The 24,201-nt window shown below is 69.3% G+C and carries 19 protein-coding genes and 2 pseudogenes; 10 read left to right on the top strand and 11 right to left on the bottom strand.

The window, feature by feature from the left end:
• Window positions 1-109 precede the first annotated feature (109 nt).
• Window positions 110-409, top strand: a complete 300-nt coding sequence (locus OG609_RS01365; RefSeq protein WP_327271040.1) for a hypothetical protein — start codon at window positions 110-112, stop codon at window positions 407-409.
• 268 nt (window positions 410-677) lie between these two features.
• Window positions 678-839 (top strand): hypothetical protein, encoded by a 162-nt coding sequence (locus OG609_RS01360; RefSeq protein ID WP_327271039.1) that lies wholly within the window; start codon window positions 678-680, stop codon window positions 837-839.
• A 542-nt stretch (window positions 840-1,381) separates the two neighbouring features.
• On the opposite strand, the gene OG609_RS01355 is transcribed toward OG609_RS01360, so the two are convergent.
• Window positions 1,382-1,852 carry a GNAT family N-acetyltransferase gene (locus OG609_RS01355; protein WP_327271038.1) on the bottom strand — a complete coding sequence of 157 codons (471 nt, stop codon included), beginning with the start codon at window positions 1,850-1,852 and terminating at the stop codon, window positions 1,382-1,384.
• A 213-nt stretch (window positions 1,853-2,065) separates the two neighbouring features.
• Between OG609_RS01355 and OG609_RS01350 the strand changes: the two genes are divergently transcribed.
• Window positions 2,066-2,695 carry a MarC family protein gene (locus tag OG609_RS01350; RefSeq protein WP_327271037.1) on the top strand — a complete coding sequence of 210 codons (630 nt, stop codon included), beginning with the start codon at window positions 2,066-2,068 and terminating at the stop codon, window positions 2,693-2,695.
• Window positions 2,696-3,179: 484 nt separating this feature from the next.
• On the opposite strand, the gene OG609_RS01345 is transcribed toward OG609_RS01350, so the two are convergent.
• Genes OG609_RS01345 through OG609_RS01330 form a run of 4 tightly spaced genes read right to left on the bottom strand, consistent with a single transcriptional unit; the run spans window position 3,180 to window position 8,026 of the window.
• Window positions 3,180-4,328, bottom strand: coding sequence for an XdhC/CoxI family protein (locus tag OG609_RS01345; protein WP_327271036.1), 1,149 nt, complete (start codon window positions 4,326-4,328; stop codon window positions 3,180-3,182).
• Complete coding sequence (locus tag OG609_RS01340; RefSeq protein WP_327271035.1) at window positions 4,321-6,483, bottom strand: xanthine dehydrogenase family protein molybdopterin-binding subunit; 2,163 nt, start codon at window positions 6,481-6,483, stop codon at window positions 4,321-4,323. Before OG609_RS01340 ends, OG609_RS01345 begins: the two co-directional genes overlap by 8 nt.
• Window positions 6,480-7,472 (bottom strand): FAD binding domain-containing protein, encoded by a 993-nt coding sequence (locus OG609_RS01335; protein WP_327271034.1) that lies wholly within the window; start codon window positions 7,470-7,472, stop codon window positions 6,480-6,482. Before OG609_RS01335 ends, OG609_RS01340 begins: the two co-directional genes overlap by 4 nt.
• The gene (locus OG609_RS01330; protein WP_327271033.1) at window positions 7,469-8,026 is read right to left on the bottom strand and encodes a 2Fe-2S iron-sulfur cluster-binding protein; all 558 of its coding nucleotides are present in this window, start codon (window positions 8,024-8,026) and stop codon (window positions 7,469-7,471) included. Before OG609_RS01330 ends, OG609_RS01335 begins: the two co-directional genes overlap by 4 nt.
• A 239-nt stretch (window positions 8,027-8,265) precedes the next feature.
• On the opposite strand from OG609_RS01330, the gene OG609_RS01325 reads away from it, so the two are divergent.
• Window positions 8,266-8,913 carry a TetR/AcrR family transcriptional regulator gene (locus OG609_RS01325; RefSeq protein ID WP_327271032.1) on the top strand — a complete coding sequence of 216 codons (648 nt, stop codon included), beginning with the start codon at window positions 8,266-8,268 and terminating at the stop codon, window positions 8,911-8,913.
• Between the two features lie 448 nt (window positions 8,914-9,361).
• Here OG609_RS01325 and OG609_RS01320 read toward each other — a convergent pair whose 3' ends face one another.
• Window positions 9,362-10,972 (bottom strand): serine protease, encoded by a 1,611-nt coding sequence (locus OG609_RS01320; protein ID WP_327271031.1) that lies wholly within the window; start codon window positions 10,970-10,972, stop codon window positions 9,362-9,364.
• A gap of 141 nt (window positions 10,973-11,113) precedes the next feature.
• Between OG609_RS01320 and OG609_RS01315 the strand changes: the two genes are divergently transcribed.
• Both OG609_RS01315 and OG609_RS01310 read left to right on the top strand, forming a co-directional pair.
• Entirely contained in the window at window positions 11,114-11,785 is a 672-nt protein-coding gene (locus OG609_RS01315; RefSeq protein WP_327271030.1) for an RNA polymerase sigma factor, read from the top strand.
• Window positions 11,782-12,870, top strand: coding sequence for a CU044_5270 family protein (locus OG609_RS01310; RefSeq protein WP_327271029.1), 1,089 nt, complete (start codon window positions 11,782-11,784; stop codon window positions 12,868-12,870). Before OG609_RS01315 ends, OG609_RS01310 begins: the two co-directional genes overlap by 4 nt.
• Window positions 12,871-13,136: 266 nt before the next feature.
• Here the strand turns inward: OG609_RS01310 and OG609_RS01305 are convergent, their stop codons facing one another.
• A complete protein-coding gene (locus tag OG609_RS01305) occupies window positions 13,137-14,921 on the bottom strand; it encodes a helix-turn-helix domain-containing protein (RefSeq protein ID WP_327271028.1) in 1,785 nt (594 codons plus the stop codon).
• 205 nt (window positions 14,922-15,126) lie between these two features.
• Here OG609_RS01305 and OG609_RS01300 point away from each other — a divergent pair, with 205 nt between their 5' ends.
• From OG609_RS01300 to OG609_RS01285, 4 genes and pseudogenes are all read left to right on the top strand, one after another.
• On the top strand, window positions 15,127-16,140 hold the full coding sequence (locus tag OG609_RS01300) for an extracellular catalytic domain type 2 short-chain-length polyhydroxyalkanoate depolymerase (RefSeq protein WP_327271027.1): 1,014 nt from the start codon (window positions 15,127-15,129) through the stop codon (window positions 16,138-16,140).
• Window positions 16,141-17,323: 1,183 nt separating this feature from the next.
• Window positions 17,324-19,276 carry a hypothetical protein gene (locus tag OG609_RS01295; RefSeq protein WP_327271026.1) on the top strand — a complete coding sequence of 651 codons (1,953 nt, stop codon included), beginning with the start codon at window positions 17,324-17,326 and terminating at the stop codon, window positions 19,274-19,276.
• A gap of 46 nt (window positions 19,277-19,322) precedes the next feature.
• Entirely contained in the window at window positions 19,323-19,859 is a 537-nt protein-coding gene (locus OG609_RS01290) for a hypothetical protein (RefSeq protein ID WP_327271025.1), read from the top strand.
• 100 nt (window positions 19,860-19,959) lie between these two features.
• A pseudogene (locus OG609_RS01285) lies at window positions 19,960-20,151 on the top strand (transposase); the annotation flags it as partial.
• A 342-nt stretch (window positions 20,152-20,493) separates the two neighbouring features.
• Here the strand turns inward: OG609_RS01285 and OG609_RS01280 are convergent.
• From OG609_RS01280 to OG609_RS01270, 4 genes and pseudogenes are all read right to left on the bottom strand, one after another.
• Window positions 20,494-21,111, bottom strand: coding sequence for an NAD(P)H-binding protein (locus OG609_RS01280; protein WP_327271024.1), 618 nt, complete (start codon window positions 21,109-21,111; stop codon window positions 20,494-20,496).
• 166 nt (window positions 21,112-21,277) lie between these two features.
• Window positions 21,278-21,390: pseudogene (locus tag OG609_RS45955) on the bottom strand (IS701 family transposase); the annotation flags it as partial.
• Window positions 21,391-21,849: 459 nt separating this feature from the next.
• Window positions 21,850-22,122, bottom strand: coding sequence for an HPr family phosphocarrier protein (locus OG609_RS01275; protein WP_327271023.1), 273 nt, complete (start codon window positions 22,120-22,122; stop codon window positions 21,850-21,852).
• A gap of 47 nt (window positions 22,123-22,169) precedes the next feature.
• Entirely contained in the window at window positions 22,170-24,179 is a 2,010-nt protein-coding gene (locus OG609_RS01270; protein WP_327271022.1) for a PTS fructose transporter subunit IIABC, read from the bottom strand.
• Window positions 24,180-24,201 lie beyond the last annotated feature (22 nt).

Below are 24,201 nucleotides of genomic sequence, written 5' to 3'. Positions count from 1 at the left end.
CCGGTGGCCGTCAGCAGCGTCGGATTGCGGCCAGGAGCGGGCGGAACTCCTGCCAGGACAGCTTGCTGAGCCGATGGCAGCAGCCGATCATTCGAATATGAGATCCGCAGTGCAGTTGTTCGTCGCCGATGGTTCCCTCCCCGACTGGGACGCGAGTGAAGAGGAGATCGACAGGCGCGGCAATCAGCTCAAGGCGATCTCCGGACCGGTTACGGCGGAGGAGGCCAAGGCGCTGGTTGCGTGCTTCGGCCCCGACGACTGCTACGGCGTCGCATGGTCTCTGTTGCACCTCATCGAGACCGGCCCGAATCCGGTGCTGACCACCAAGCCCGATCCCGAAGCCAACGAGTGGCACCACACGCTCTGGACGCGCGCTGTGAACGGTGGCCTCGTCCCAGGAGACACTTGACCGCCTGATGCCGTGAGGTGCCCGTCAGGACCCCCAGGCCGACCGTAAGGGCGCCAGGCAGTACCGCCCCCTGATCGATGGCTGCCTGAGCGGCACCGGCCTCGTCCTGGACCGCTGATCGCGTCTAACGTTCGTCGAGGGGCTCCTGAAATGCTCTGTTGCTGCCCGACCACCGGTCAACTGCGGCGTCCTGCCAGGAGCGCGTATACTCGGCCGCCGCTTCCCCTCACTGGCGGAAGACGCCCGTACACCCGACAGAAAGTTCAACATGAGTTCCGCAGACAGGTTCGAGGCACCGATCTACGCCAGGCTTGTGGAGGAGCATGGGGACGTTCTGGCCGAGACGCGCCGGGTGGCCGAGCAGGCCTTGCGCGAGGCGGACCGCGCGATCGACTTCAGCGGCGTACGCCCGCCGGTGGCATTCCGCTAGCTCGGCACACGAGTCCCTCGTCCAACTTGAGGGCCACGATGGGCACAATGTGCTTCGTCGGCCAAGTGCGACTGTTCGAGAGTGTCAGTAGTCCCCGGCGTGCTGCTGCCCCATGACCACCTTGCCGGACAGCCCCTGCCCGGAACTCCCGGATGCGGCGCATCGCGCGCACGCGGGCGAGCACAGCGGACTCCGCTACAGTGCGTCCCGCCCTTCGCCTGCCCGGGTCGATCAGTGCGACCTGTGCATGAGTCCGGCAGCGTTCCGAGATCACTGCCACGAGCATGGTCTGATTCGCAGGCTGCTGTGGCGGAGCCGCAACGGAAGCGAAGCCTTGTGGGTCCGTACCCACTGCGGCGTGAACCACCTGATGGCCTGTCACGGGGGATGAGATCGCCTGTAGCGGTCCAGGCTCGGGGTGACGAGGGTGTCGCCCGGGTCGAGGAAGGCGTCACGTGCCTTCAGTTCCGGCCCCCCCGTTTGTGAGATTCCGGCGAGCGCTCTTCAGAGAACAAAGGTTTTTGAAGGTGGCGGGTTGCCTGTCACGGACGCCAGCACAGCGAGGGGTCGGGGTGGTCGACGAAGCCGAGGGTGCGGTAGAGCGGTTCGCCGTCGGAAGAGGCGTACAGGTCGACTCGGGCGACCTCACGTTCCCGGAACCAGTCGAGCAGGCTCTGCATGATCGTGCGGCTGTGACCGCGCCGTCGTTCCGCCGGATCGGTGACCACGCCGATCACATGTCCGATCCGGCCGTTGCGCAGGTGCGGGCCGGGCAGTCGTTGCTCGATGGTTCCGATGCCGCAGGCGGCAAGGCCGTTGTTGCCGTCCACGACGAGGATCCGAACGGCGTCCGCTGCCAACTGTTCCTTCAGCACCGCAGCAAGGGTGTGCTGCCAGTCGTCGTCTGCTGATGCGGGGTTGAAGAAGTCGCCGCCGAGGGTCTCGAACAGCAACGCCCGCAGGCGTACGAGCTCCGTGACGTCGTCCTCGACTGCCTGCCGTACACGTAACATGTAATGACCTTATAGTTGTTCTGACGCTTACGGCAACCCGTTTCAAGGCGGCGCCCTTGGTGTGTGCCCTGGACTTATCCCCCTGCTGACCAGTAACACAGCACGCCGCCCCGGGCAGACGCCGGCGTGCCGACCATTCCTTGCCGACAGGAGGCAGCCGACACCACCCTGAGCTGCTCCGTCGCTACATTGCACTCAGCCTGGATTTCACAGGTGAACGCGCTCAGCTTCTCCGCCGCCCTGATCACCTTTATTTCGGTCGTCGGGCCGCCCAAGGTCCTGCTCTCCTTCGCCCACCTCGCGCAACTCCACCCGACCCGCCAGTTGCGCACCATCGCCCTGATCTCCTGCGGCGCGGCGATCCTCATCGGCCTGGTGACCAGCTTCACCGCACCCTGGCTCCTGGACCTGTTTCACATCAGCACCTCCGCTCTCCTGCTCGCAGGCGGCATCATCTTCTTCCTCTACGCCGTCGGCCTCGTCCTGGGAATTCAGGCCGGAACTGACGGACTCCACGGGGAAACCCCGAGCGTGACCAGCGCCGTGCGCGAACTCCTCGTGCCCTTTGTCGTAAGCCCCCTGGCCATGACAGCACTGCTCATCGAAGCAACAGCACGCTCCACCTGGACCTGGCGCTCCACCGTCGCCGGCGCGTACCTCGCTGTGATTGTGCTCGACCTCGTCTGCATCCTGCTCCTGGAGCGCGTACTCCGCGCCACACACCACGCGACAGTGGAGCTGCTCGGCCGACTCCTGGGGCTCCTGCTCGCAGCCGTCAGCATCGACCTCGTCGTCGACGGCCTGGAAGAACTTGGCGTCGAGGGATTCGTGCGCGGCCACTGAGAGCGGAACTTGCTCGTACATCCCAGTGGGGTTGGCTGCCGTCCGTAGCCGCTGTGGTTTGGACACTCGGCACTCCGCGACGACCGGCCGCCGGATCAGGAAATGCGACCGAGGCCGCTGTGTAGGGTTACGCCGGCGGGTATCCGTCGCCGACGCGGACGTCCGTCCGGGCCGACACTGCCTCTGAGACGGTGCGGATGACGGGCCGGGGACTGCAGCCGATACGGGTGTTCGACACTTACTGGCGCTTCGCCTCCACCCAGCAGGCGGTCTGGACTGTACGCAGGCGTGGCCGGGCGTGTCCGTTCGTTGAGGAGGCCCCGTGTCCTGGGTCCCGCAGGGGACGTCCGTGTGCTGTTCCCCTGCGGGTGCGGGCGTCCCGGAACGGGTGCCGAACTGCGTTGTCGTGTCCCGGACGTCAAGTCGTGAGCCCGGTCGTCCTGCACGGCGACGACCGGCCTTCACTGCCGCGGCCGCGGCCGGGTCACGCCGCCGCTCGGGAGTGGGCCTCGACCTCCTCCTTCCCGTCCACGTCATGGTGAATGGGCGTCCCCGAACCGGTCAGCGGAACCCCCGTCCCGCCCCGGCGCGCCGCGACGATCTCCGCCGCGATGGACAGGGCGGTCTCCTCGGGGGTACGGGCGCCGAGGTCGAGGCCGATCGGGGAGTGAAGGCGGGCCAACTCGCCGTTCGTGACACCGACTTCACGCAAGCGCCGGTTGCGGTCCTCGTGGGTGCGGCGCGAGCCCATCGCGCCGACGAACGCGACCGGCAGCCGCAGGGCCGTCTCCAGCAGTGGAACGTCGAACTTGGCGTCGTGGGTGAGTACGCACAGGACGGTTCGTTCGTCGGTCGCGGTGCGTCGGAGGTAGCGGTGCGGCCAGTCGACCACGAGGTCGTCGGCTGTGGGAAAGCGGGCGCGCGTGGCGAAGACCGGCCGGGCGTCGCACACGGTCACGTGGTAGCCGAGGAACTTGCCCGCCCGTACGAGCGCTGCCGCGAAGTCCACGGCGCCGAAGACGATCATCCTGGGTGGCGGCACCCTCGACTCCACGAACAGCGTCACGCCGCCCGGGCAGCGTGACCCGTCCTCCGCGATCTCGACGGTGCCGGTGCGGCCGGTATCCAGCATCGTGCGTGCCTCCTCCGCCGCAGTCCGGTCCAGTTCCGGATGTCCGTCGAGGCTGCCCTCGTACGATCCGTCGGGGTGAACGAGCAGCGCCCTGCCGAGCAGTTCGCCCCGGCCCCGGGCCACCCGGGCGAGTGCCGCCGCCTCTCCTCGGTCCGCGGCCGACATCGCTGCCTGGAACACCGGCGCGTCCGCGCGTACCGGCGTGACCAGGACTTCGATGACGCCGCCGCAGGTGAGTCCCACCGCGAAGGCGTCCTCGTCGCTGTATCCGAACCGTTCGCGCACTGTCCGGCCGTCCCGGAGCGCCTGAACGCACAGGTCGTACACCGCTCCTTCCACGCAACCGCCGGAGACGGAACCGATGGCGGTGCCGTGACTGTCGACGGCCAGGGCGGCGCCGGGACCGCGCGGCGCGCTGCCGCCAACGGCCACGACGGTGGCGACGGCGAAATCCCGGTCCTCCTCGAACCAGTGGTTCAGCTCCTCGGCGATGTCAAGCACTCCGGGCTTCCTCCGCCGCCCGATGCCGCGCTTCGTCCGCCGCACGCAGGACGCGGTCCGGACGGATGGGCAGGTCGCGGTGGCGCACGCCGGTCGCGTGCCACACCGCGTTGGCGATCGCGGCGGCGACGCCCACAACGCCGATCTCGCCGATGCCTTTGATCCCGACCGGGTCGTCCGGGACGGGGTCGTCCACCCAGTCCGCCTCGATGAGCGGCACGTCGGCGTGCGCGGCGAAGTGATAGCCGGCGAGGTCGGCACCGACGTGGCCGCCGGAGGCCTGGTCCCTGATCGCCTCCTCGTGGAGGGCCATGGACAGCCCCCAGGTCATTCCGCCGATGAACTGGCTGCGGGCGGTGAGCGGGTTGACGATGGTACCTGCGGCGTAAATGCCGAGCAGCCGTCGCGCGCGCACCTCACCGGTGGCGACATCCACCGCGACTTCGGCGAACTGCGCGCCGAAGGAGTGCCGTTCCTTCTTCGCGAGGGCGCCGATGGCCTCGGTGGTGTTCGACCGGGCAGTGATCCCCTCCGGCGGAATGCCGCCTCCCAGGGACAGTCGTTCCCGCAATTCGTCAGCCGCGACCGTCACCGCCCACGCCCAGGAGCGCGTGCCCATCGAGCCACCGGCGAACATCGCCGGGCCGAGGTCGCTGTCCGCGATGCGCACACGGATGCGGTCCGGATTCACCTTCAACGCGTCCGCCGCGACCAGGGTCATCGCGGTCCGTGCCCCGGTCCCGATGTCCGCCGCGTTGATCCGCACGGTGAAGGTTCCGTCCGATTCCGCGGTCACGGCCGCCGTGGACGGTCCGACTCCCGAGGGGTAGGTGGCCGCCGCCGTACCGGTTCCGAGCAGCCAGTGCCCCTCACGGCGTAGGCCGGGACGCGGGTCCCGGTCCGCCCAGCCGAACCTGCGGGCGCCCTCCTCGAAACAGGCGAGCACATTGCGGCTGCTGAACGGCAGCCCGGACACGGGACCCGTCTCCGGTTCGTTGCGTGCGCGCAGTGCGATCGGGTCCATGCCGCACTTCTCGGCCAGTTCGTCGAGGGCGGATTCGAGGGCGAAGGATCCCGGTGCCTCGCCCGGTGCGCGCATCCAGGCCGGGGTCGGCACGTCCAGCCGTACGAGCCGATGAAGGGTGCGATGCGCGTCGGCGTCGTACATCACGCGCCCCAGCGCGGCGCTCGACTCGATGAATTCATGCACGGTCGACGTAAGACTCTGCGCCTGGTGGTCGAACGCGCGCAGCCGGCCGTCGGCGTCGGCGCCGAGCCTGATCCGCTGCGCCGTGGGGCTGCGGAAACCGACGAGGGAAAACATCTGACGACGAGTCAGCACTACGCGGACCGGGCGGTGGAGGACGGTCGTGGCCATCACGGCGGCCACTTGGTGCGGGCTCAGACCCTTCGATCCGAAGCCGCCGCCGACGTGTTCGGACCGTACCCGTACGGATGCCGGATCGAGGGCGAAGAGCTGCGCGAGTTCGCTCGCCACCCAGGTGCTGCCCTGGTTGGAGTCGACGACGTCGAGCCGGCCGCCGTCCCAGCGAGCCGTCGCCGCATGCGGCTCCATCGGGTTGTGGTGTTCCTCCGGTGTGGTGTAATCCTCGTCCACGACGACGGCGGAGGCGGCGAGTTGTGCCTCTACGTCCCCCTTCTCCGTCTCGGCCTGGACCATCGGGTTGTCCTGCGGCGTGTACGCACCGGAGCGTCCGGCGAAGAACGCGACGTCGTGCGGCTCCTTGCCGTATCGGACCACCAGCGCCTCGGCGGCCTCCCTGGCCTGCTCGGACGTCTCGGCCACTACCAGCGCCACCGGCCAGCCGACGAAGGGCACACGGTCGTGCTGGAAGATCCCGAGGACCGGGTTGGGCCGCCCCAGCATGCCCACATAGTCGGTTTCGACGCGCGGCGCGTTGCCGTGGTGCAGCACGGTGAGGACGCCGGGCATGGCCAGGATGGGGGCGTCCTCCACGGAGCGGATGCGGCCACGGGCCACGGTCGACAACACCAGCCAACCATGGGCGAGTTCAGCGAAGGGGATCTCTCCGGCGTAGCGGGCCGCCCCGGTGACCTTGTCGCGGCCCTCTACGCGGGTATGGGCGGAGCCGACGGCTCCCGTCACGGCGGCGATTTTGGTCGTCGTGGTCATCGGGCGGCCTCCTCGGTGAGTTCGGTCAGCACGGCCGCGACGAGGTTGCGCATCAACGTCACCTTGTATCCGTTCTCGGGAAGCGCCTCGGCGGCCGCCAATTCGGCATCCGCCGCGGCGGCGAACGCCTCCGCGCTCGCCGGGCGGCCGATCAGCGACTGCTCGGCCGCCCGGGCCCGCCACGGTCGGGACGCGACCGCCCCGAACGCGAGGCGCACTTCGCGTACGACGTCGTCCTGGACGTCGAGCGCGGCGGCGACCGAGCCGATCGCGAACGCGTACGAGGCGCGCTCGCGCACTTTCCGGTACCGCGAGTGGGCGGCGACCGGGGCCTGCGGCAGCGTGACGCCGGTGATCAGCGCGCCCGCAGGAAGGGCGGTCTCGATGTGCGGGGTGTCGCCCACAGGCAGATAGAACTCGTCGATCGGCAACTCGCCCGGCCCGCTGACCGTTTCGTACGAGATGACGGCGTCGAAGGCGGCGAGCGCGACCGCCATGTCCGAGGGATGGGTGGCGACGCAGTGTTCGGAGGTGCCGAGGATCGCGTGGTTGTGGTGCTCGCCCGTGAGGGCGGGGCAGCCGCTGCCGGGGGCACGCTTGTTGCAGGGCTTGCTCAGGTCGGTGAAGTAGCCGCAGCGAGTCCGCTGGAGCAGATTCCCGCCGACCGTGGCCATGTTGCGCAGCTGCCCCGAGGCGCCGGCCAGAAGGGCCTGCGCCAACGCCGGGTAGCTACGCCGTACTTCGGGGTGGGCTGCGAGATCACTGTTGGTGACGGTCGCACCGATGCGCAGCCCGCCGTCGTGAGTGAAATCGACTCCGTCGAGCGGAAGTTCGCGTACGTCGATGAGCAGAGCGGGCCTTTCCACGCCGGCCCTCATCAGGTCGACGAGGTTGGTGCCGCCGCCGAGGAAGCGGGTGTCGGGGTCGGCGCCGAGCAGGGCGACCGCCCCGGAGACGTCGAAGGCGCGTTGGTAGCCGAATTCCCTCATACCGCAGCCTCCTTGACCTCGGTCCCGGCCGCCTCTGCCGCCCGCGCGACCGCCTGCACGATCGACACGTAGGCGCCGCAGCGGCACAGGTTGCCGCTCATCCGTTCACGGATCTCTTCGGCGGTGAGTGCAGGCATTCCCGCTTCGGGCCGGACATCGTCGGTCACGGCGCTCGGCCAGCCCGCCGCGTGCTCCTCGATCACCGCGATGGCCGAACAGATCTGCCCCGGTGTGCAGTAACCGCACTGATAGCCGTCGAGGTCGAGGAAGGCCTGCTGCACCGGATGCAGCCGCTCGCCATCGGCCACGCCTTCGATGGTGGTGATCGCACGCCCCTCGGCCGCGACTGCGAGCTGGAGACAGGAAACGGCCCGGCGCCCATCGAGCAGCACCGTACAGGCGCCGCATTGGCCCTGGTCACAGCCCTTTTTGGTGCCGGTTAGATCGAGATGCTCGCGCAGGGCGTCGAGCAGGGTGGTGCGATGGTCGACGGGCAGTGTGTGCTTCTCGCCATTGATGTTCAGGGTGATGGCGCTGGACGTCGATGGGGCCATGATCAGCCTTCTTTCGCATTGCTGATGCGCGTCGAACGAGACGATCCCGGCAGACAGCCCGGGCGGGAGAGGGGGATGCGGATGAACGGACCAGCGGCGACGGGCACTGGTCGGCCACGCTGGCCGGATCTGCCACTATGGTGGACCTAAGTGGACAGCTGTCCAGTTGTCATCGAACCTAGCGGACAGCTGTCCGGTTAGCAAGGCCGGGCTTGGTCGTGGTTTCGGAAGGAGGACGAGTGCAGGAAGAGAAGAGCGCGACTCTGCGCCCGGACGCGCAACGGAATCGCGAGCGCATTCTGGAAGTCGCGCTGGCCGAGCTGACGCGGGCTGCGGATGCTCCGCTGAGCGCGATCGCGAAGAAGGCGGGTGTTGGACAGGGGACGTTCTACCGCAACTTTCCCAACCGCGAGGCCCTCGTTCTGGAGGTCTACCGCTACGAGATGCAGCAGGTCGCCGACACCGCTGCCCAGCTTCTCCAGACCCGCACACCTGACCAGGCTCTGAGGGAATGGATGGACCGCCTGGCCCAGTACGCCATGGCCAAGGCGGGCCTGGCCGACGCGCTGCGCAAGGCCACCAGCACGTACGGCAGCCTGGCCCAGTTGGGTCACGGCCCGGTGACCCAGGCGGTCACGCTCCTGCTGAATGCGAATGAGGAGGCCGGCACCATCCGCCGGGGGCTGACCCCCGACGACTTCGTGCTCGCCATTGCCGGGCTCTGGCAGATAGACCCGCACAGCGACTGGCAGCCACGTGCGACGCGACTGCTGGACCTTGTGATGGACGGGCTGCGGGCAGGGGCGTCCAGAGCGGGTGGGCCTGCGGCAGATGAGAGTGAGGCGGACGGGCCCCGGGCGGATGGGCCGGGGGACGGACGGACCTGAGGTGGTCTGAGCCGGGCCCTGGGTGGACCTGGCTCGGGCTGACGTACAGCGCCCAGATTCCGCCCAGTGACGAACTCCATGACCAAGAACAACGTCCCGTCCTGCGGGTCCGGCCCATTGACCGTTCAAGACCGCACTCGGTATGAAAGTCGCCGCGTACCAGCATGCCGGCTCTCGGTATCCCTCCAGGGCCGATGAGCGACCGGCACCGTGGCCGTGCGGCCCGGTTCCGGCGCCGCACGGCCGACTTCCTTCCCTCCCAGGCGTCCCACGAACTGGGCGGCAGGTTCGCCGTCCAGGGGGCCGTCCTGGGGCTCCCTCTCGCTCAAGGCCGCGTCCCCGCCGGCCTCGAGCCCGCCATCAACCGCGCGCTGTTTGTGTCCCGCGTCGACGACTCGTGCCGGAAGCCGCAGGGCTCACGAGCCGTTCATCTGCCCGGATTACGGGGTCACTGCGTGCGGTAGGCCTCGACGATGGTCTGGGTGAGGGTGTTCCCGCCGGTGTCGGTCAGCTCTGCGCGCAAGGAGACGCCGGTGCCCGCGTGTGGGTTGCGGATCGTCACGGCGCCGCGTTCGACCGGGACCCGGGTCCACGAGGCACCGTTGTCCACGGATACCGAGACTGCCAGCGAGCGTATGCGTCCGTCCTCGGCGGCGCCCTGCACGGTGACGGGGACACGGAGTGCCGTGTCCGCCGCTGCTGTGCCGGTCGGGCTGAGCGCGGGCGAGAATCGCACGGCGCTCACCGGCACCGGGGCCGGATCGGCTGTCGCGTCCGAGGTGAAGGTCCACGACGCGGTCACTCGGGTAGCGGTGCCGGGTGCACCGCCGCGCTTCACCGTGCTGGTGACTCGGTACGCCGCGCGCCCCGGCGCCACGGTGAACTCGGCTCGTCCCGGGGCACCGGACTGCGTCCCGACGAGCACCCCGTTGCGGTGCAGAGTGGTCGAGGCCGTGCCGTACGGCGGTGACGACGGCACGTGGCCGTCGCCGTCGGCGAGCAGCGGGACATCGACGGCGAGCCGGTCGCCGTCGCGTACGACGCCGGGGCGGCCGGTGAGGGCGGGGCCGAAGACGGCGTTGTCGAAGGTGTGCGTGGTCGTGGCCCCAGCGCGCACGGCGATGCCGTTGGCGCTGTAGCGGTTCGCTCCCGTGCCTGGCTCAGCGGGGGCCCAGTAGGTGATGTCCCAGGTGCCGCGTTCGGGTGTCACGAGGTAGGTGGCGGTGCTGGGGGGCGTCAGTTTCTGAGTGACGCCGATGGTCGGTCCGGCACTCGGTGCCAGGTCGATGGTCGCGGCGCCCGCGGTGCCTGGCCGGGCCGCGCCGCGGATCTGCACGGTGGCCAGGTCCTTCGCGGAGGGGTGCCGGGTGAGCCCGGTCAGGGCGCGGGTGCCGGTGAAGGTGTAGCCGAGCGCGTAACCGGTGGTCTCGGTCGTCCAGTGCGCGTCGTACCACTGCTTCACCGAGCCGGGTTCGGCGGCGGGGCCCAGGTGGGCGACGCGCAGGCTCGGAGCGGCGATGACCTGGTTGATGAAGCGGGTGGTGCCGCCGTGTGTGACCTCGACGAACATCCCGCCGTCCAGGAAGCCCGCGGCGCGGTCGGGCGGAGTCACGTCGACGGGGGCGGTGGTCCGCGCGTCGACGGTGACGGTTGTGTCGTGGTCGAGGTCGAGGCGCGGTTGGACGATCCAGTCCATCCCGTCCGCGCCATTGCCGGTGGTCAGGAGGCTGTCCAGCAGGTACCGGCCCTTGGGCAGGCGCACGGTGGTCGTGCCGGAGGCGTCGTGCGGCTTGACGGACTCGTCGGCACCCGCGCCGGAGATCCCGGTGACGGTGGTTTCGTAGTCCCCTGTGGAGCGGCCGGCGCGGTCGAGGTGGTTGATTGTGAGGGCGTACGTCTCCGGCTCTGCGGCGAAGGCGGTGGTGTCCCAGGCGGGCGTCGCACCGCCGACCAGGACAACGGCGAGAGCCAGAGTCCCCAGGACACTCCGGCGGGATACCCGGGATACCCGGGATACCCGGGATACGCGGGATACGCGGGATACGGAAGAACTGTTCATGACCTGCACTGCGCTGCCGGGCGTCGGCGTTCCCGTGAGACACGTCACACCGTCATGAGATTGCGGCCCCGGGCGGTATATGTGGCGCACGTCACTGGAACCGGCGCAATGGACGCGGCAGAGCAGAGTGTGGAAACACTCATGAGGAATCGCTTCCGCCGCGGAGACCGCGACGCCCTGGGAGAGCTGTACGACGAGCACGCCCAGGTGCTGTACCGCTATGCCCTGCGGGTGACGGGCAACTGGGCGGAGGCCGAGGACGTCGCGTCAGCGACCTTCCTGGAGGCATGGCGCAGCCGGGAGAAACTGCACCCCGACGGGGACAGCCTGCGCCCATGGCTGCTCGGAATCGCCACCAACATCATGCGACGCAACGCACGCGCACGCCGACGCCGCGAGATCGCGCTCGCCCGCGTCCCGGAACGCGGCTCGATTCCGGACTTCACCGACGATCTCGTCACGCACCTCGCGGATGCCGAGCAACTGCATGCCGCGCACACCGCTCTCGCCCGCCTGCGGCGGCGTGACCGGGAGGTCTTCACCCTCGTGGTGTGGGCCGGCCTGGATTACGCGGCCGCGGCCGAGGCACTCGGCGTGCCGGTCGGCACCGTCCGCTCACGCCTGTCCCGCGCCCGTACCCGACTGCGCGAACTCACCGACGCCGAAGCCCGCGTCACACGCGCGCAACCCACGCGGGCCGGAGCCGAACGGCCCCCCGCGGCGGAAAACAGGGAACCCTCCGCCACCCCCGACAAGCCAGTACCGGGCCGATTCCCTGCGGCCCGGTCGTTGACCCAGGAGAACCACGGATGAACACCACCCCGCAACGCCCTACGCACCACCGGTCCGAGGAAACCGAGCGCCTTGGCCTCACCGGCCTGCTGCCCCCGCCGCCGGTCCCCGGCCTGGTCCCCGGCCGTGAACTGCTGCTGAAGGAAGCACTGCTGCAGAAGGCGGCCCTCGTCGAACCGCCCGGCAGCCTCATCACCTGGGCCCCGCACCGGCGTCTGGCCCGGTTCGCGGCGCCGGCTGTCGCCTGCGCCTTGGCGGTCGGCGGCGTCATGGTGGTGAACTTCACGGACACCCCCGGGCGCGGAACCACCGCAGTCAAGGATGGCAGCGCCACCGGCGCACCCGAGGCGAAACAGCTCCTCGACCGCATCGCACTCGCCGCCGCCGGCGCGAAGCAGCCGATGGTCCGCGCCGACCAGTTCGTCTACATCGAGAGCGAGGTCTCCTACGCCGCGCAGAGCGCCTCAGGAGGCCCCGTGACCATGGCTCCCGCGCATACGCGGCAGGTGTGGTCGTCCGCCGACGGCAGCCGCCCCGGCTTGCTGCGCGAGAAGGGCGAGCCCGACAGTCGGCTCGACGACGACGCACCCGTTTACCACCTTGACGGCCCGGGGGCTACACCCCGGCCGAGTATCCCGCACAAGAAGCGCCCGTCGATCAGCGACCCGACCCACAAGTACGTCGCGGCGCTGCCCACCGACGCCGACGCCCTGCTGAAGCTGATCCGGAACGAGACCCGCGGGCAGGGCCAGGACCCGGACCAGCGAGCATTCACCGCGATCGGCGACCTGCTGGCCGAGACCTGGGCACCACCGCAGGTCAGCGCCGCGCTCTACAAGGCCGCCGCGAAGATCCCCGGCGTCACGGTGATCCATGCGGCCGCCGACGCCACGGGACGCGAAGGCGTTGCCGTCGCCCGTACGACACACGGGCAGCAAACTCAATGGGTCTTCGACCGGAGCACGTACGCATTCCTTGGTGAACGCACGGTCCTCACCGAAGCCGGTGACGCCGGCCCGGCCGGGACCGTAGTCGGCACCTCCGCGATCCTCACCAAGGCCGCAGTCGACCGCGTCGGCGAGACGCCCGCGCCGATGACGACGTAGCGCGGCTGCCATGCACATCGGCCGCCCCGGATCACTGTCCCACGGGGGCGGTCAATACGCCGTGCACCTTCGACGGATTGCGCCCCCTTTCCTGCTCATCCCGCCCACTGCCGCCGGACGGCCAATAGCTCACTGTTGGCTCCGCCACGGCAGCCGGACCACCCGGGTGAATCCGGCGGTGCCGTCCAAGTGGAATATGGGGCCCGCTGGGCCGGGCTGTGCGGTGGCGGTGATCGTGGCGGGGCTACCGAGGGAATCGCCAGGCCCTAACCTGCTGTTCGTCGCATGGTAAGGGCCAGATGGACCTGCAGCGCGTGGTCGCCGTGGCGCCACTGTGGTCCGAGCAGCGCCGAGATCCGGTCGATGCGCTGATAGAGCGTGTTGACGTGGACGTACAGGGCGGTGGCAGTACGGCTCAGGTTGCCGTCGCAGGCGAAGTAGGTGAGCGCGGTGCGTACCAGGGCGCTGCCACGCGTCTCGTCGTGCTCCACCAGCGGGCCGATCGTACGGCGGATGAAGCGGTCCAGTTCGTCGCGGCCTGCCGGGCCCAGCAGTATTCCGTGGATGCCGAGATCGTCGCGGCAGGCACCTTCGCCGGCGCGGTCCAGCGCGACCAGTACGTCCAGGCAGCGGGCGGCGTCGCGGTGTGCCTCGACGACGGCCGTGGCGCCGGGTGCCGCGTGCTCCGCACCGACCGTGACGGGGTGTCCGATTCCGGCGGTCAGCAGTTCGGCGAGGACACGGGCGGCGCCGCCCGGGTCCTCGACGGAAGGCAGGACGACGACGGTGCTGCCGCCGTACTCGCCCGCGATACCGCCGAGCCGGGTGGCATGGCCGCCCGCCAGTTCCGTGATGCGGCGCCGCCTGCCGTGGTCCCCATCCCGGGCCACCAGCACCACATGGTCACGCTCCAGGTCGAGCCCGACCAGCGCGGCCCGGCGGCGCAGCCCTTCGGGGTCGCGGTGCGGGGCGCCCAACAGGTCTTCGAGGATCTCGCCGCGCAACCGGTGTTCGGCCTCCGCGACCGCACGTTCACCGAGCAGCATGAGGGCGGCTGCCTGGGCGGCCCGTTCCAGGGCGTGGATGTCGGAGGCGTCGAGTCCGCCGCGTACGAGCAGCAGCGTGCCGAGGTGTTCGTCGGTGGCGACGATCGGGGTGACACAGACGGTTCCGCGTGACGCGGAGCTGCGGAGGTCTCGGGCCTGCGCCATCTCCCGTACGAGGTCCGCCGGTTCGGGCGGTGCGTCACCGGCCGAGGCGAGCGGCCGGTCCTGGGAGTCGAGGACGAGGACGCTGCCGCGCAGCACGTCGGCGAGCGCCGTGGCCAGCCCCGTCGGTCCGCCCCCGTCGAGCGCGACGGCCGTGAGCCGCTCGTGGACGGCCGCGGTCTTGCGGACCTCTTCGAAGAGAGTGGCGTTCTCGATAGCGAGGGCGGCATGGTTGGCGAGCGAGATGAGGAGGTCGACCTCGTCGGGCGAGAAGGGCCGCACCCGGCGGTTGGCGGCGAACAGCACCCCGTACACCTGGTCGCCGAACTTCAGCGGCACGCCCTGAATGGCCACCAGCCCCTCGGCGCCGATGACGCCGTCCACATACGGGGTGTGCTCGAAGCGGGCGTCGTTGGGGTAATCGGCGGTGTGGTAGGGCACGGCGGTCGCGGCGACCAGTCCGCCGAGGCCGGTACCGGCGGCGAGCCGGCCGGTCTTGAACCCGTCCGTCGTGATGCCGTCGGTGACGCGTACGTACGTGTCGCCTTCCTCCGGGTCGGAGAGCAGCAGATACGCGACATCGGTGCCGACGAGGGTGCGGGCGCGGCTGACGATGGCCTGCAGGACGTCCTCGAGGTCGCGCAGCGAGGCGAGGTCACCGGCGGTCTCATAGAGCGCGGCGAGCGCGGCCTCCCGGCGGCGGTGGGCCGCGAGCCGGGAGCGTATCTCCAGCGCTTCGTCCACGAGCGGCGGTTCGGCGGCCACGGCACGGAACGCCGCCTCATCGGCCTCCTCGCGCAGCAGGCGGAGCAGGGTACTGGTGGTTGCCGGCGTCGTCGTCACCGGGCCAGTGATACCGCACCGATACCGCCATGCATCCCGGGCGACGGAGAGAATCTCCACTCATCTGCCGCCTACGACATGGCACACCTCTATTTCCCGCAGGGCGGTGCACAGCCAACCATGGCCCCGTCCGTCTCCGTACCCCCCGAACTCCCCGACTTCCGAACCCGTTCCCTGAACGGATCCCAGTGAAGGAGAGCGCACGATGAAGTTCCGCTCCCTGCGGACCGCAGCTGTCACCCTGGCCGCCGCCATGGCCGCGGCCCTGGGGCTCACCGCCCCCGCCCACGCGGGCGAACCGGGCCTTCCCCGGCTCAACATCACCGACACCTACGTCACCGGAATCTCTTCCGGCGGATTCATGGCATCGCAACTCCAGGTCGCTTACTCCGGCACCTTCAACGGTGCGGGAATAGTCGCCGCAGGTCCGTACTACTGTGGCAAGGGAGGCATCGTCGTCGGGCTGATCGCCTGCGGCACAGGGCTGATCTCCACCGACCCCGAGGGCATCGAACAGATCGCCCGCCGCTGGTCGGCCGACGGACGGATCGACCCCGTGTCGAACCTGGCGGGCAAGCCCGTCTACACGTACCACGGCACCCGGGACCCCCTCGTCCGGACCTCGGTGAGCGACGAAGGGGTGCAGTTCTACCGGGACTTCGGGGCCCGGACCGCGTACCACGACACCGATCCGGCAGGGCACGGCTGGCCCACCCCGAACGCCCCGCTGAGCTGTGGCACCACCTTCTACCCGTTCCTGATCAACTGCGGCAACGACCCGCAGGGCGAGATGCTCGGCCACTGGCTGGGGCAGGTGAACGCACCGGCCGCCTCGCAGTCGGGCACGATCAGCCGGCACGACCAGAACCGGTATGTGCCGGGCGGTCTGGCCCAGTGGTACAGCATGGGCAGCAGCAGCTTCCTCTACACGCCGGACTCCTGCGCGGCAGGCGCCGCCTGCAAGCTGGTCGTCGCACTGCACGGCTGCCTGAGCGACAACAAGTTCGTGGGTGACAGGTTCGCCCGTGAGTCCCATCTCAACGAGTATGCCGACACCAACAACCTGGTGATCCTCTACCCGCAGACCGACATCAGCCTGCTGCGCGGCAACCCGCAGGGCTGCTGGGACTGGTGGGGGTACACGGGCAACGACTACGCCCAGAAGTCGGGACCGCAGATGCGCGCCATCCTGAACGAGGTGCATGCGCTCGGCGGCTGACCGGATCGAGCGGAACACGTGTGGAGCGGTGGTGGGCTGACATGCAGCCACCATCCGCTCCGCCCCTCCCGCACGGATCGCATGCGGCACGTGCTGACGAGGGAGCTGGCCAGTGCGACCCGGCCAGGCGTCGGGACCTGTCGCACGACTTCGCCCCGTCGGATACCCGGCGGGGCAAAGTCGCGAGGCCCGAATTGACCGGCAGCGTCTGTTCAGGCGTAGCCCTCGCGACAGTGGCGGATGCTACGTGGCGCGGGCCGGTGTGCAGGACGAGGCCGAGTAGTCATGCGTCGTCGACGGAGCATTACCACTGTGGCTTCCAGAACAGGGCATTGTCGGCCGCACGCACCGGGGGGTGCCCCGTTCGCCGTGCGCCTCCAGGAACGTTGGCCGTCGAATTCGGCGTGACCCGCACCGCGTTCTACCCGGAGAAGAACCGCGACGCCACCACTCGCCCCGGTCCGTGCAGAGGACGAAGTCAAGGACCTGCTCAGCGATGACGACCGCGACGCTGGGTGGGAGGCGGACGAAGCGTCCGAGCGGAGTCGATGAGCATGCAGCCGGCCCTGGTACTGCCCCAAGGGGAAGGGCCCTCCCAGGGCCGGTGTACGGGACCTCAGCCGGTCAACAACTGAGCGTCGGGGGCGGGGAAGCGGCGGGCCGGACATCCGCGGGTGTTGCAGATGCTGCCCGCCATCGTCCACATGCAGGGTGAAGGTCTCCGGGCCCGTGCGGCCGGCCCGCGTCGTGGGCGTCCTGGACATGCGCGATGCGCCGGCAGATCTTCACCGGCCCGTCCTCGTGGACGGCCCACACACCGCCGACAGGGGTGAGGGCCGCGGCGGAGTCGGTGGCCGAGAACAGTCCGTGGACCGCAAGGAAGTGGATAGCTTTCTGAAAGAGCGTTCGAAAAGACGTCGGCTGGTGCACACTCGGCCCCTGACGGGCGCATGTCGGCGCATGCCCGGGCGCTGCGTTGCGCGCACGACTGCATCGGGGGAGAAGCGTGTCAGCATCGCAATCGCCTGACCAATGGCCGCAGGAGCGGCCGGGGCTCGAGGGCGTGGGGGAACCCGGTGGCGGATCGCCTGCGGTTCCGCCCATGCCACCCATGCCACCTATGCCACCCGAGGTCGGGTCGCGCAGGACCACACGAGGACGGGTCGTCGCCGGCGTCGCGCTCGTGGCGGTCGTCGCGCTCCTGGCCACCCTTCTTATCGTGTGGTGGCCCGAGAGCACGCGCCCCGACGGCCGACCGAAGAAGGACACGGCGGTGGGGGCGGCCGAGGACGTGACGGCTGCCGCCGTGAACCTCGCCGCGAGCGGTCTCGTCGTCTACGAGGGGCGTTACACGGACCCCATGCTCGGCCGGTCGCGTACCCGGACGCAGGTGACGCCCGGCGGCACGATGCTCGCCGAGACGACCGTCGACGGGATGACGCTCAAGACGATGACGGTCGACGGCAAGACCTTCGTCAAGGCGGACGTCTCCTTCTGGCGGCGCTTCGGCATCCCTGACAAGACCGGATCGACGTATGGGGACAACTGGGTCAAGACGCCGTCCCTGGGGCGGTCCGCGACGAACGCCTCCCTGCAGCAGTTCGCGCCCGACACCATCGCCCGTGAACTGCGACGGGAAGCCGATAAACGGTTGGTGCGCCGTGGTGGGCTTTCCACCGTTGGCGGCGTCGAGGTCCGCAGGTACACGACGCCCACGCGGGTTGTCCACATCACGGCCGAACCCCCCTTGCGCATCGTGCGGATGGCGCCGGTGGCGCCTCGCTCGGGCGGGGGCCCGTCCGGCCCATCGGCCGATGCACCGTCAGGGAAGCCCTCCTGGCCGAGCGACATGCCCTCGCTGCCCAGTGGATTTCCGTCACTGCCGAGCGATTTGCCGTCCCTTCCCACCGCCTGGCCGACGGGACTTCCGTCCCTGCCCCCGATCTCACCGGCCGGATACCACGCCGGACCGGGTGGCGGCTCCGCAGATCCGGTGCGTGCAGTCGGCGACGACGGTGGGTCGTATTCAGTCGATCTGCCGCCGCTCACCGACACCCAGCGCAAAAGCTTCCAGCGCGAAGTGGAAAAGAATGTAAAGGAGTTGGGGAATTCGATCGACCTGGGCGTCAACTTCTCCGTCTCCGGCAACGTTACGCTCAGCCCGTGCAGCACCAGCGGCTGTGTGGCGAATGTGACGATCAACAACTCGATCACGCCCGGGCCCGACGTCCGCCCGGCCGGTGACGTCTCGGCAGAGGTAACCATCAGCGTCACTCTCGACGGGCGTCCGGTGGGCCAGTGCTCCCAGTCGGTGTCCATGCCGCCCAACGGCAGTGCCCGCGTGAGTTGCCCCGGCAATTTCTACATCCCGCCGTCGCGGAATCCGCGCACGCACATGGTGCGTGCGGAGGCGCAGGCCGTGGCGCGCGCCATGGTACAAAAAGAGATCAAGCGCGTTCTGTCGGACGTTGCGCGGGATTGGAAGCGCAACAGTCCGGACTACGGTGTGCCCGGCCTGTCCTCGCCCCTCAAAGGCAGCACCGACAAGCCGAACAAGTTCACGTACCGCAACCCCGCCCTCGGCCGCGCCAACGAACCGGAACCGGACGCGGCCGACATCGCGGCGGCCCAGACCGTGAAGAATCCGGCGTCCGGTACGCGCGACCACATGTACAAGACGTGGAGTAAGTACCTGCAGCGGAAGGCCACAGAGAACAAGTCCCCGAAGAGCTGGACGAACTGGCGTAAGAACTACGTAGAGAACCAGGGGAATCCGTACAAGGGTGAAGGCTTCGAGGGCGGCTTCGCCCAGACAAATGAGCTGAACGCGGAGGACGGTTGGCTATGGGGTGATTTCGCGCAACAGCTCACGTCCCGGGAAATGATGAACAAGATCACGGCGGTGGACCGGCAGCCCGACATCGTGAACTTCGACAAGAAGGTCCTGTACGAGTTGAAATTTGGTTCGTCACCGGTCAAGGAGGATCAGGTCGCGAAGGACGCGCAATTGGTCAAGCAAGGGTGGCGCATCATCTATATCTTCTCCAAGCGGCCACGGCCCGGGGAGCGCGAGATGCTGGAGAAGGCGGGCATTTCCTGGAAGGTCTGGAAGGCGGTGGCCACCGCTGTACCGTGACCGGCGGGTACGCAGTTCAGGGTCAGGGAGCACGGAGTTGAGAAACGTGAACGAGCACAGCGACCGAGCGGAGGCGGCTCGGGCGACCGAGGCGTACATGGCCGAGGACCGCGCGACCATGACGGAGCCCGCGCGCGTGTTCCTGGACGCGTGGCTGGCGTCGATGGACGGCGTACTCGACCGTTGGCGCACCGCCCATCTCCCCCTCGATTTCCCCTACGACTTCACCCTCGACTCCCTGGATGCCCTCGAACCCGTCCTCCTCGACCGCTATCCGGATCGCGCAGCCGTCAACGCCGGGCACAACACGGAATTGACCTCCGGCGCGGTGCGATACATCGGGGAGGTGCTGCGTCACGCCGTTTCGTCGCGCTGGGGATATCAGGATCGCGGAGAAGGCGACCCGAACCCCTACAACCGCGTTCCGGTCGTACGTTCCAACACTCCCGCCGCCTTCATGCAGGGCGTCGCGCCGGAATTCACGCTGCAGTTGCTGGCCCGGGACAGGGAACGCGGCACCTTGCGGAAATTCGTGACTCCGCTCCTCGACGCCTTCGAGGAAGCCCGGCAAGCGGGCCACTGAATCCTCGGACGGACCATGTTGGGCGGTGCGGTGCCCCTGGTACTCCAGCCGGACTTCTTCATTTGTGCTGGTCAACGGCTCATGCCAGCCACGCCATCCCCCCGACGGGCTGCAGCATCTGCTCTCGCGGAGCCGCTGGAAGGCCGACGAGTTACGTGACGACCTGCAGGCCTGCGTTGCCGAGCATCTCGGCACGGACAACGGCGTGCTGATCACCGCCGACACCGGCTTCGTGAAGAAGGGCACCAAGTCCGCCGGCGTCCAGCGCGGGCGAGAGGGGCGCATACGCGACCCCTGCCGGATCGATGTCGGTCGCGGCGGACCGTTCGATGAGCGCGCGACCGGGAAGGAGCCCTCAGCGGGTACCACGCGCCGTCTTGGGCGAGGGCCACCAGGCTGCGTCTGAGATCGGGGTTGCCGGTGAGCCGGTGAGCCGGGGGACGACGTCGGTGACCATGGAAACCTCGCCCCTCTCGATCGCCTGGTACCACGAGATCCAGGTCTCGATCTGTTCCCCGCTCATGCCCAGTCGCCATCGCCGCGCGAAGGCTTCCTCAAGGGTCTGGGGTTCGTAGCGGTAGGGCCGACCGGTGGCCGCGGCGATCCGCGTGACCGCTTCGTCGAGGGTCAGGGCCTAGGGTCCGGTGATTTCAAGGGTCGCGCCGTCGTGCTCGGAGCGGGGACCCTCGTCGAGGGCGACGGCCGTGATCACGTCGGCGATGTCCTCGTGGGTCACGAAGGCGGCCCGGCCGGTGCTCCCGGGGCCGTTCACGACGAATTCCTCGTTGGCGAGGGCGGCCGGCGTCGACGTGTAGAAGCCTGACCGGAGCACCGTGTGGCGGATCCCGGCCCCTGCCAGGAACTGTTCGGTCAGCCACTGGTCGCGGGCGTTGAGGTAGGTGGCGGTGGGCGATGCGCTGACGAGGGACACGTACAGGACCCGGTCCACGCCGACCGCGATCGCGGCCTCGACCGCGGTGGCGTGTTCCTCCAGCCGGCGCCCCGTGCGGTGTCCGGAGACCAGGATGAGGGTCGACGCGCCCTTGAGCGCCTTGCGCATGTCCGAGGCGTCGGCGTCGGCGTAGGCGGCCGGACCGCGTCGCTGGGCGCCTGGTAGTTCGGGCATGCGGTCGGGGCTGCGTCCGACGAGGAGTTGGGGGACGCCATGGTCGGCGAGTCGAGAGGCGATCCGGCTGCCCAGCGCCCCGGTCACCCCGGTGACCGCCACCGTGGCGTGGTTCCCCTCAGACATGGGCTTCCCTCCATCCGGAGCCGATACCGAACGCGGACCCTCTACTTCCGATTACATGCCTGGAAGTGGATCAGAAGCGAAGGCGCGACGCAAGCCGTACATGGGAGTTGGGAGCATGGCGAGGGAGGGAAGTCCCCGGACCGATGGTCGACGAGATGAAGTCGGGCGGCGCGAACAGCCCGGTCAGGTGGTCCAGCGTTCGCTCACGAGGCTCCGACCTGCCGAAACGGTGGGCGAGCCGGGCATGGAACCCGGCTGACCGTCGGACCACGACTCCACCACACTTCCCACGCCCAAGCCGTTGACCAGCACGAATGAAGAAGTCCGGCGGGAGTACCAGCCGACCGCACAAGGCCGCTCAGAGCCACCACTGCGTTCGTGCAGACGACCCCGGCTTTGGATACCCCGCCCCTTGACCTCCGTTTAACGCCTTTGCGCTGTTCGACCTTGAGAAAGGTCCGGCTTCTGCCGGAGGAATGACCCAGGCCATTCAGGCTTCCCTACGCTCTCCCACGGGACTGGGCGAGCTGCCGCCCGCGACGCGAAACGGATGTCAGCGCCGCGCGCGACCACGGCACCGCGACACAACAGGGCCCTCAGCCCTCGTGTGAGACAACACGACCTGCGTGGGACACGGTGTCGGCTGACACAACGGCCCCGGCGGCTGAAGGACTGACAGGCAACGCCCGCCGCCCCCGTAGCCGTTGCGCGCGCGGGGGACGGTGGGAGCCGTTGATGTTACGGCGTGGCGTCGAGGTCGCGGGCGAGGAGCGCGGCCAACTCCTCGACCGCGGCTTCCGCGCCGTCGCCCTCCGCGGCCAGTACCACTGAATCGCCGTGCTGGGCCGCGAGGGCGAGCACGGAGAGCAGACTCCGGGCGTCGACCGCGCTCTGACCGTCCCGGCCTATGGTCACCTTGACCGGCTGCCGGGTAGCTGCCTGGACGAACACGGAGGCAGGACGGGCGTGCAGACCGCTGCGGGAACCTACGGCGACAGTGCGCTGATGCATGGTGAACTCTCCTGGGTGGTGGTGGAGCGGGGTTACGGGGCAGTCCGTCAGGCGGCGACGGAGATCTTGGACTCCTCGGTCGCCGGGGCCGGCGCCTCAGCGGCTCTGCGCATCCCCTTGAGGAGGACGACCAGGGCGGTCGCGACCGCCGTACCGGCGGCGATGGCCAAGAGATAGAGGAACGGATCGCCTATGAGCGGCACCACGAAGATGCCACCGTGCGGGGCACGCAGTGTGCAGCCGAAGGCCATCGACAGCGCACCGGTGACCGCGCCGCCGGCCATCACCGACGGGATCACCCGGAGGGGGTCGGCTGCCGCGAACGGGATCGCACCCTCGCTGATGAAGGACGCGCCCAGCACCCAGGCCGCCCTGCCGTTCTCCCGCTCGGTCTTGCTGAACAGCCTGCCGCGTACGGTGGTTGCGAGTGCCATGGCCAGCGGCGGCACCATGCCGGCCGCCATCACCGCGGCCATCACCTTGAGGCTGCCGGGCGTCGGATCGGCCAGGCCGCCGACCGCGAAGGCGTACGCCACCTTGTTGAGCGGCCCACCCATGTCGAAGCACATCATCAGGCCGAGGACGATGCCGAGAATGATCGCGTTCGAGCCGGAGAGCCCGTTGAGGCCGTCGGTCAGGGCTCGTTGGAGCGAGGCGATCGGCTTGCCGACAACGATGAACATCAGGAAACCGACGACCACCGAGGCGAGGAGAGGAATCACCAGCACCGGCATGATGCCGCGCAGCGTGGGATGGACCTTCACACGTTGGATCGCCATCACCACCCCACCGGCGAGCAGACCCGCCGCGAGGCCGCCGAGGAAGCCCGCGTTGATGGTGAGCGCGATGGCACCGCCGACGAACCCGGGGACGAGCGCGGGCCGGTCCGCCATTCCGTACGCGATGTATCCGGCCAGCACCGGCACAAGGAAGGCGAATGCGGCGGTGCCGATCTGGTTGAGCAGAGCGGCCCAGCTGTCGGCCTCTCCCCAGACGAAGTGGTCCGCGACGGACTTGGCACTGGCGATCTCGTAGCCGCCGATGGCAAACGACAGTGCGATGAGGAGGCCGCCTGCGGCGACGAACGGCACCATGTAACTGACGCCGGACATCAGGTAGGTGCGCAACCGGATCCCGAAGTGTGCGTGGTCACCGCCGGCGGAGGCTCCGTCGCCCTGCTGAGCGGCGCCGCCCGCGACGGTGCTGGTCTCGCCGTGTTCAGCCTTCCGCCTGGCTTCGGCGATCAGCGTGGCAGGTCGGTTGATCCCTGCCTTGACCCCGGTGTCGACGATGGGTTTGCCGTCGAACCGTGCCTTCTCGCGCACCTCGACGTCATGCGCCCAGATGACCGCGTCGGCAGCGGCGATGAGCGCCGGATCGAGCCTCTCGAACCCGGCTGAGCCCTGCGTCTCGACGTCGAGCACCACGTCCTCGGCGCGGGCCGCGGCTGCCAGTGACTCGGCGGCCATGTAGGTGTGTGCGATGCCGGTCGGACATGACGTGACGGCGACGATCCGGAAGGGTTCGTCGGCCGTTGCACCGCTGTCAGAGGCAGGGCCGTCCGCTGTTGCACCGTCCGCTGGCGAGGCGTCCGGAGCCGGGCCGGCCGGAACGGCCTCCTCGCCGCGGATCAGGGCCGCGGCGGCGCCCGGGTCACGCTCCGCTCGCAGTGCGCCCGTGAAGTCCGGGTCCATCAGCCGTCGTGCCAGGGCGGAAAGGATGGTGAGGTGGTCGTCGTCGGCCCCGGCAGGCGCCGCTATCAGGAAGATCAGATCGGCGGGGCCGTCAGCCGCGCCGAAGTCGATGCCGCCCTCGCTGCGGCCGAAGGCGAGCGTGGGCGTGGTGACATGCTCGCTGCGGCAGTGCGGGATGCCGATGCCGCCGTCCAGGCCGGTCGGCATCTGTGCCTCACGGGCGGCCACGTCGGCGAGGAAGCCGTCGAGGTCGGTGACGCGGCCCTCGGTGACCATTCGCTCGGCCAGTGACCGGGCGGCGTCGTACTTCGTCTCGGCGGACAGATCGAGATCGACCAGTGCCGCGGTGATCAGTTCACTCAACGCGGGGCTCCTTGCTCGTGGA

The organism is Streptomyces sp. NBC_01224 (genome assembly GCF_036002945.1).
Lineage (GTDB): Bacteria > Actinomycetota > Actinomycetes > Streptomycetales > Streptomycetaceae > Streptomyces.
Note: the sequence above shows the minus strand (reverse complement) of the source record. Positions and strands in the feature narration are given on the sequence as shown.

What these genes read in the sequence shown, in the direction of transcription:
- OG609_RS01360 (WP_327271039.1), top strand. Translation starts at nt 678, where the DNA reads ATGAGTTCCGCAGACAGGTTCGAGGCACCGATCTACGCCAGGCTTGTG.
- OG609_RS01355 (WP_327271038.1), bottom strand. Translation starts at nt 1,852, where the DNA reads ATGTTACGTGTACGGCAGGCAGTCGAGGACGACGTCACGGAGCTCGTA.
- OG609_RS01340 (WP_327271035.1), bottom strand. Translation starts at nt 6,483, where the DNA reads ATGACCACGACGACCAAAATCGCCGCCGTGACGGGAGCCGTCGGCTCC.
- OG609_RS01335 (WP_327271034.1), bottom strand. Translation starts at nt 7,472, where the DNA reads ATGAGGGAATTCGGCTACCAACGCGCCTTCGACGTCTCCGGGGCGGTC.
- OG609_RS01330 (WP_327271033.1), bottom strand. Translation starts at nt 8,026, where the DNA reads ATGGCCCCATCGACGTCCAGCGCCATCACCCTGAACATCAATGGCGAG.
- OG609_RS01320 (WP_327271031.1), bottom strand. Translation starts at nt 10,972, where the DNA reads ATGAACAGTTCTTCCGTATCCCGCGTATCCCGCGTATCCCGGGTATCC.
- OG609_RS01315 (WP_327271030.1), top strand. Translation starts at nt 11,114, where the DNA reads ATGAGGAATCGCTTCCGCCGCGGAGACCGCGACGCCCTGGGAGAGCTG.
- OG609_RS01310 (WP_327271029.1), top strand. Translation starts at nt 11,782, where the DNA reads ATGAACACCACCCCGCAACGCCCTACGCACCACCGGTCCGAGGAAACC.
- OG609_RS01300 (WP_327271027.1), top strand. Translation starts at nt 15,127, where the DNA reads ATGAAGTTCCGCTCCCTGCGGACCGCAGCTGTCACCCTGGCCGCCGCC.
- OG609_RS01280 (WP_327271024.1), bottom strand. Translation starts at nt 21,111, where the DNA reads ATGTCTGAGGGGAACCACGCCACGGTGGCGGTCACCGGGGTGACCGGG.
- OG609_RS01275 (WP_327271023.1), bottom strand. Translation starts at nt 22,122, where the DNA reads ATGCATCAGCGCACTGTCGCCGTAGGTTCCCGCAGCGGTCTGCACGCC.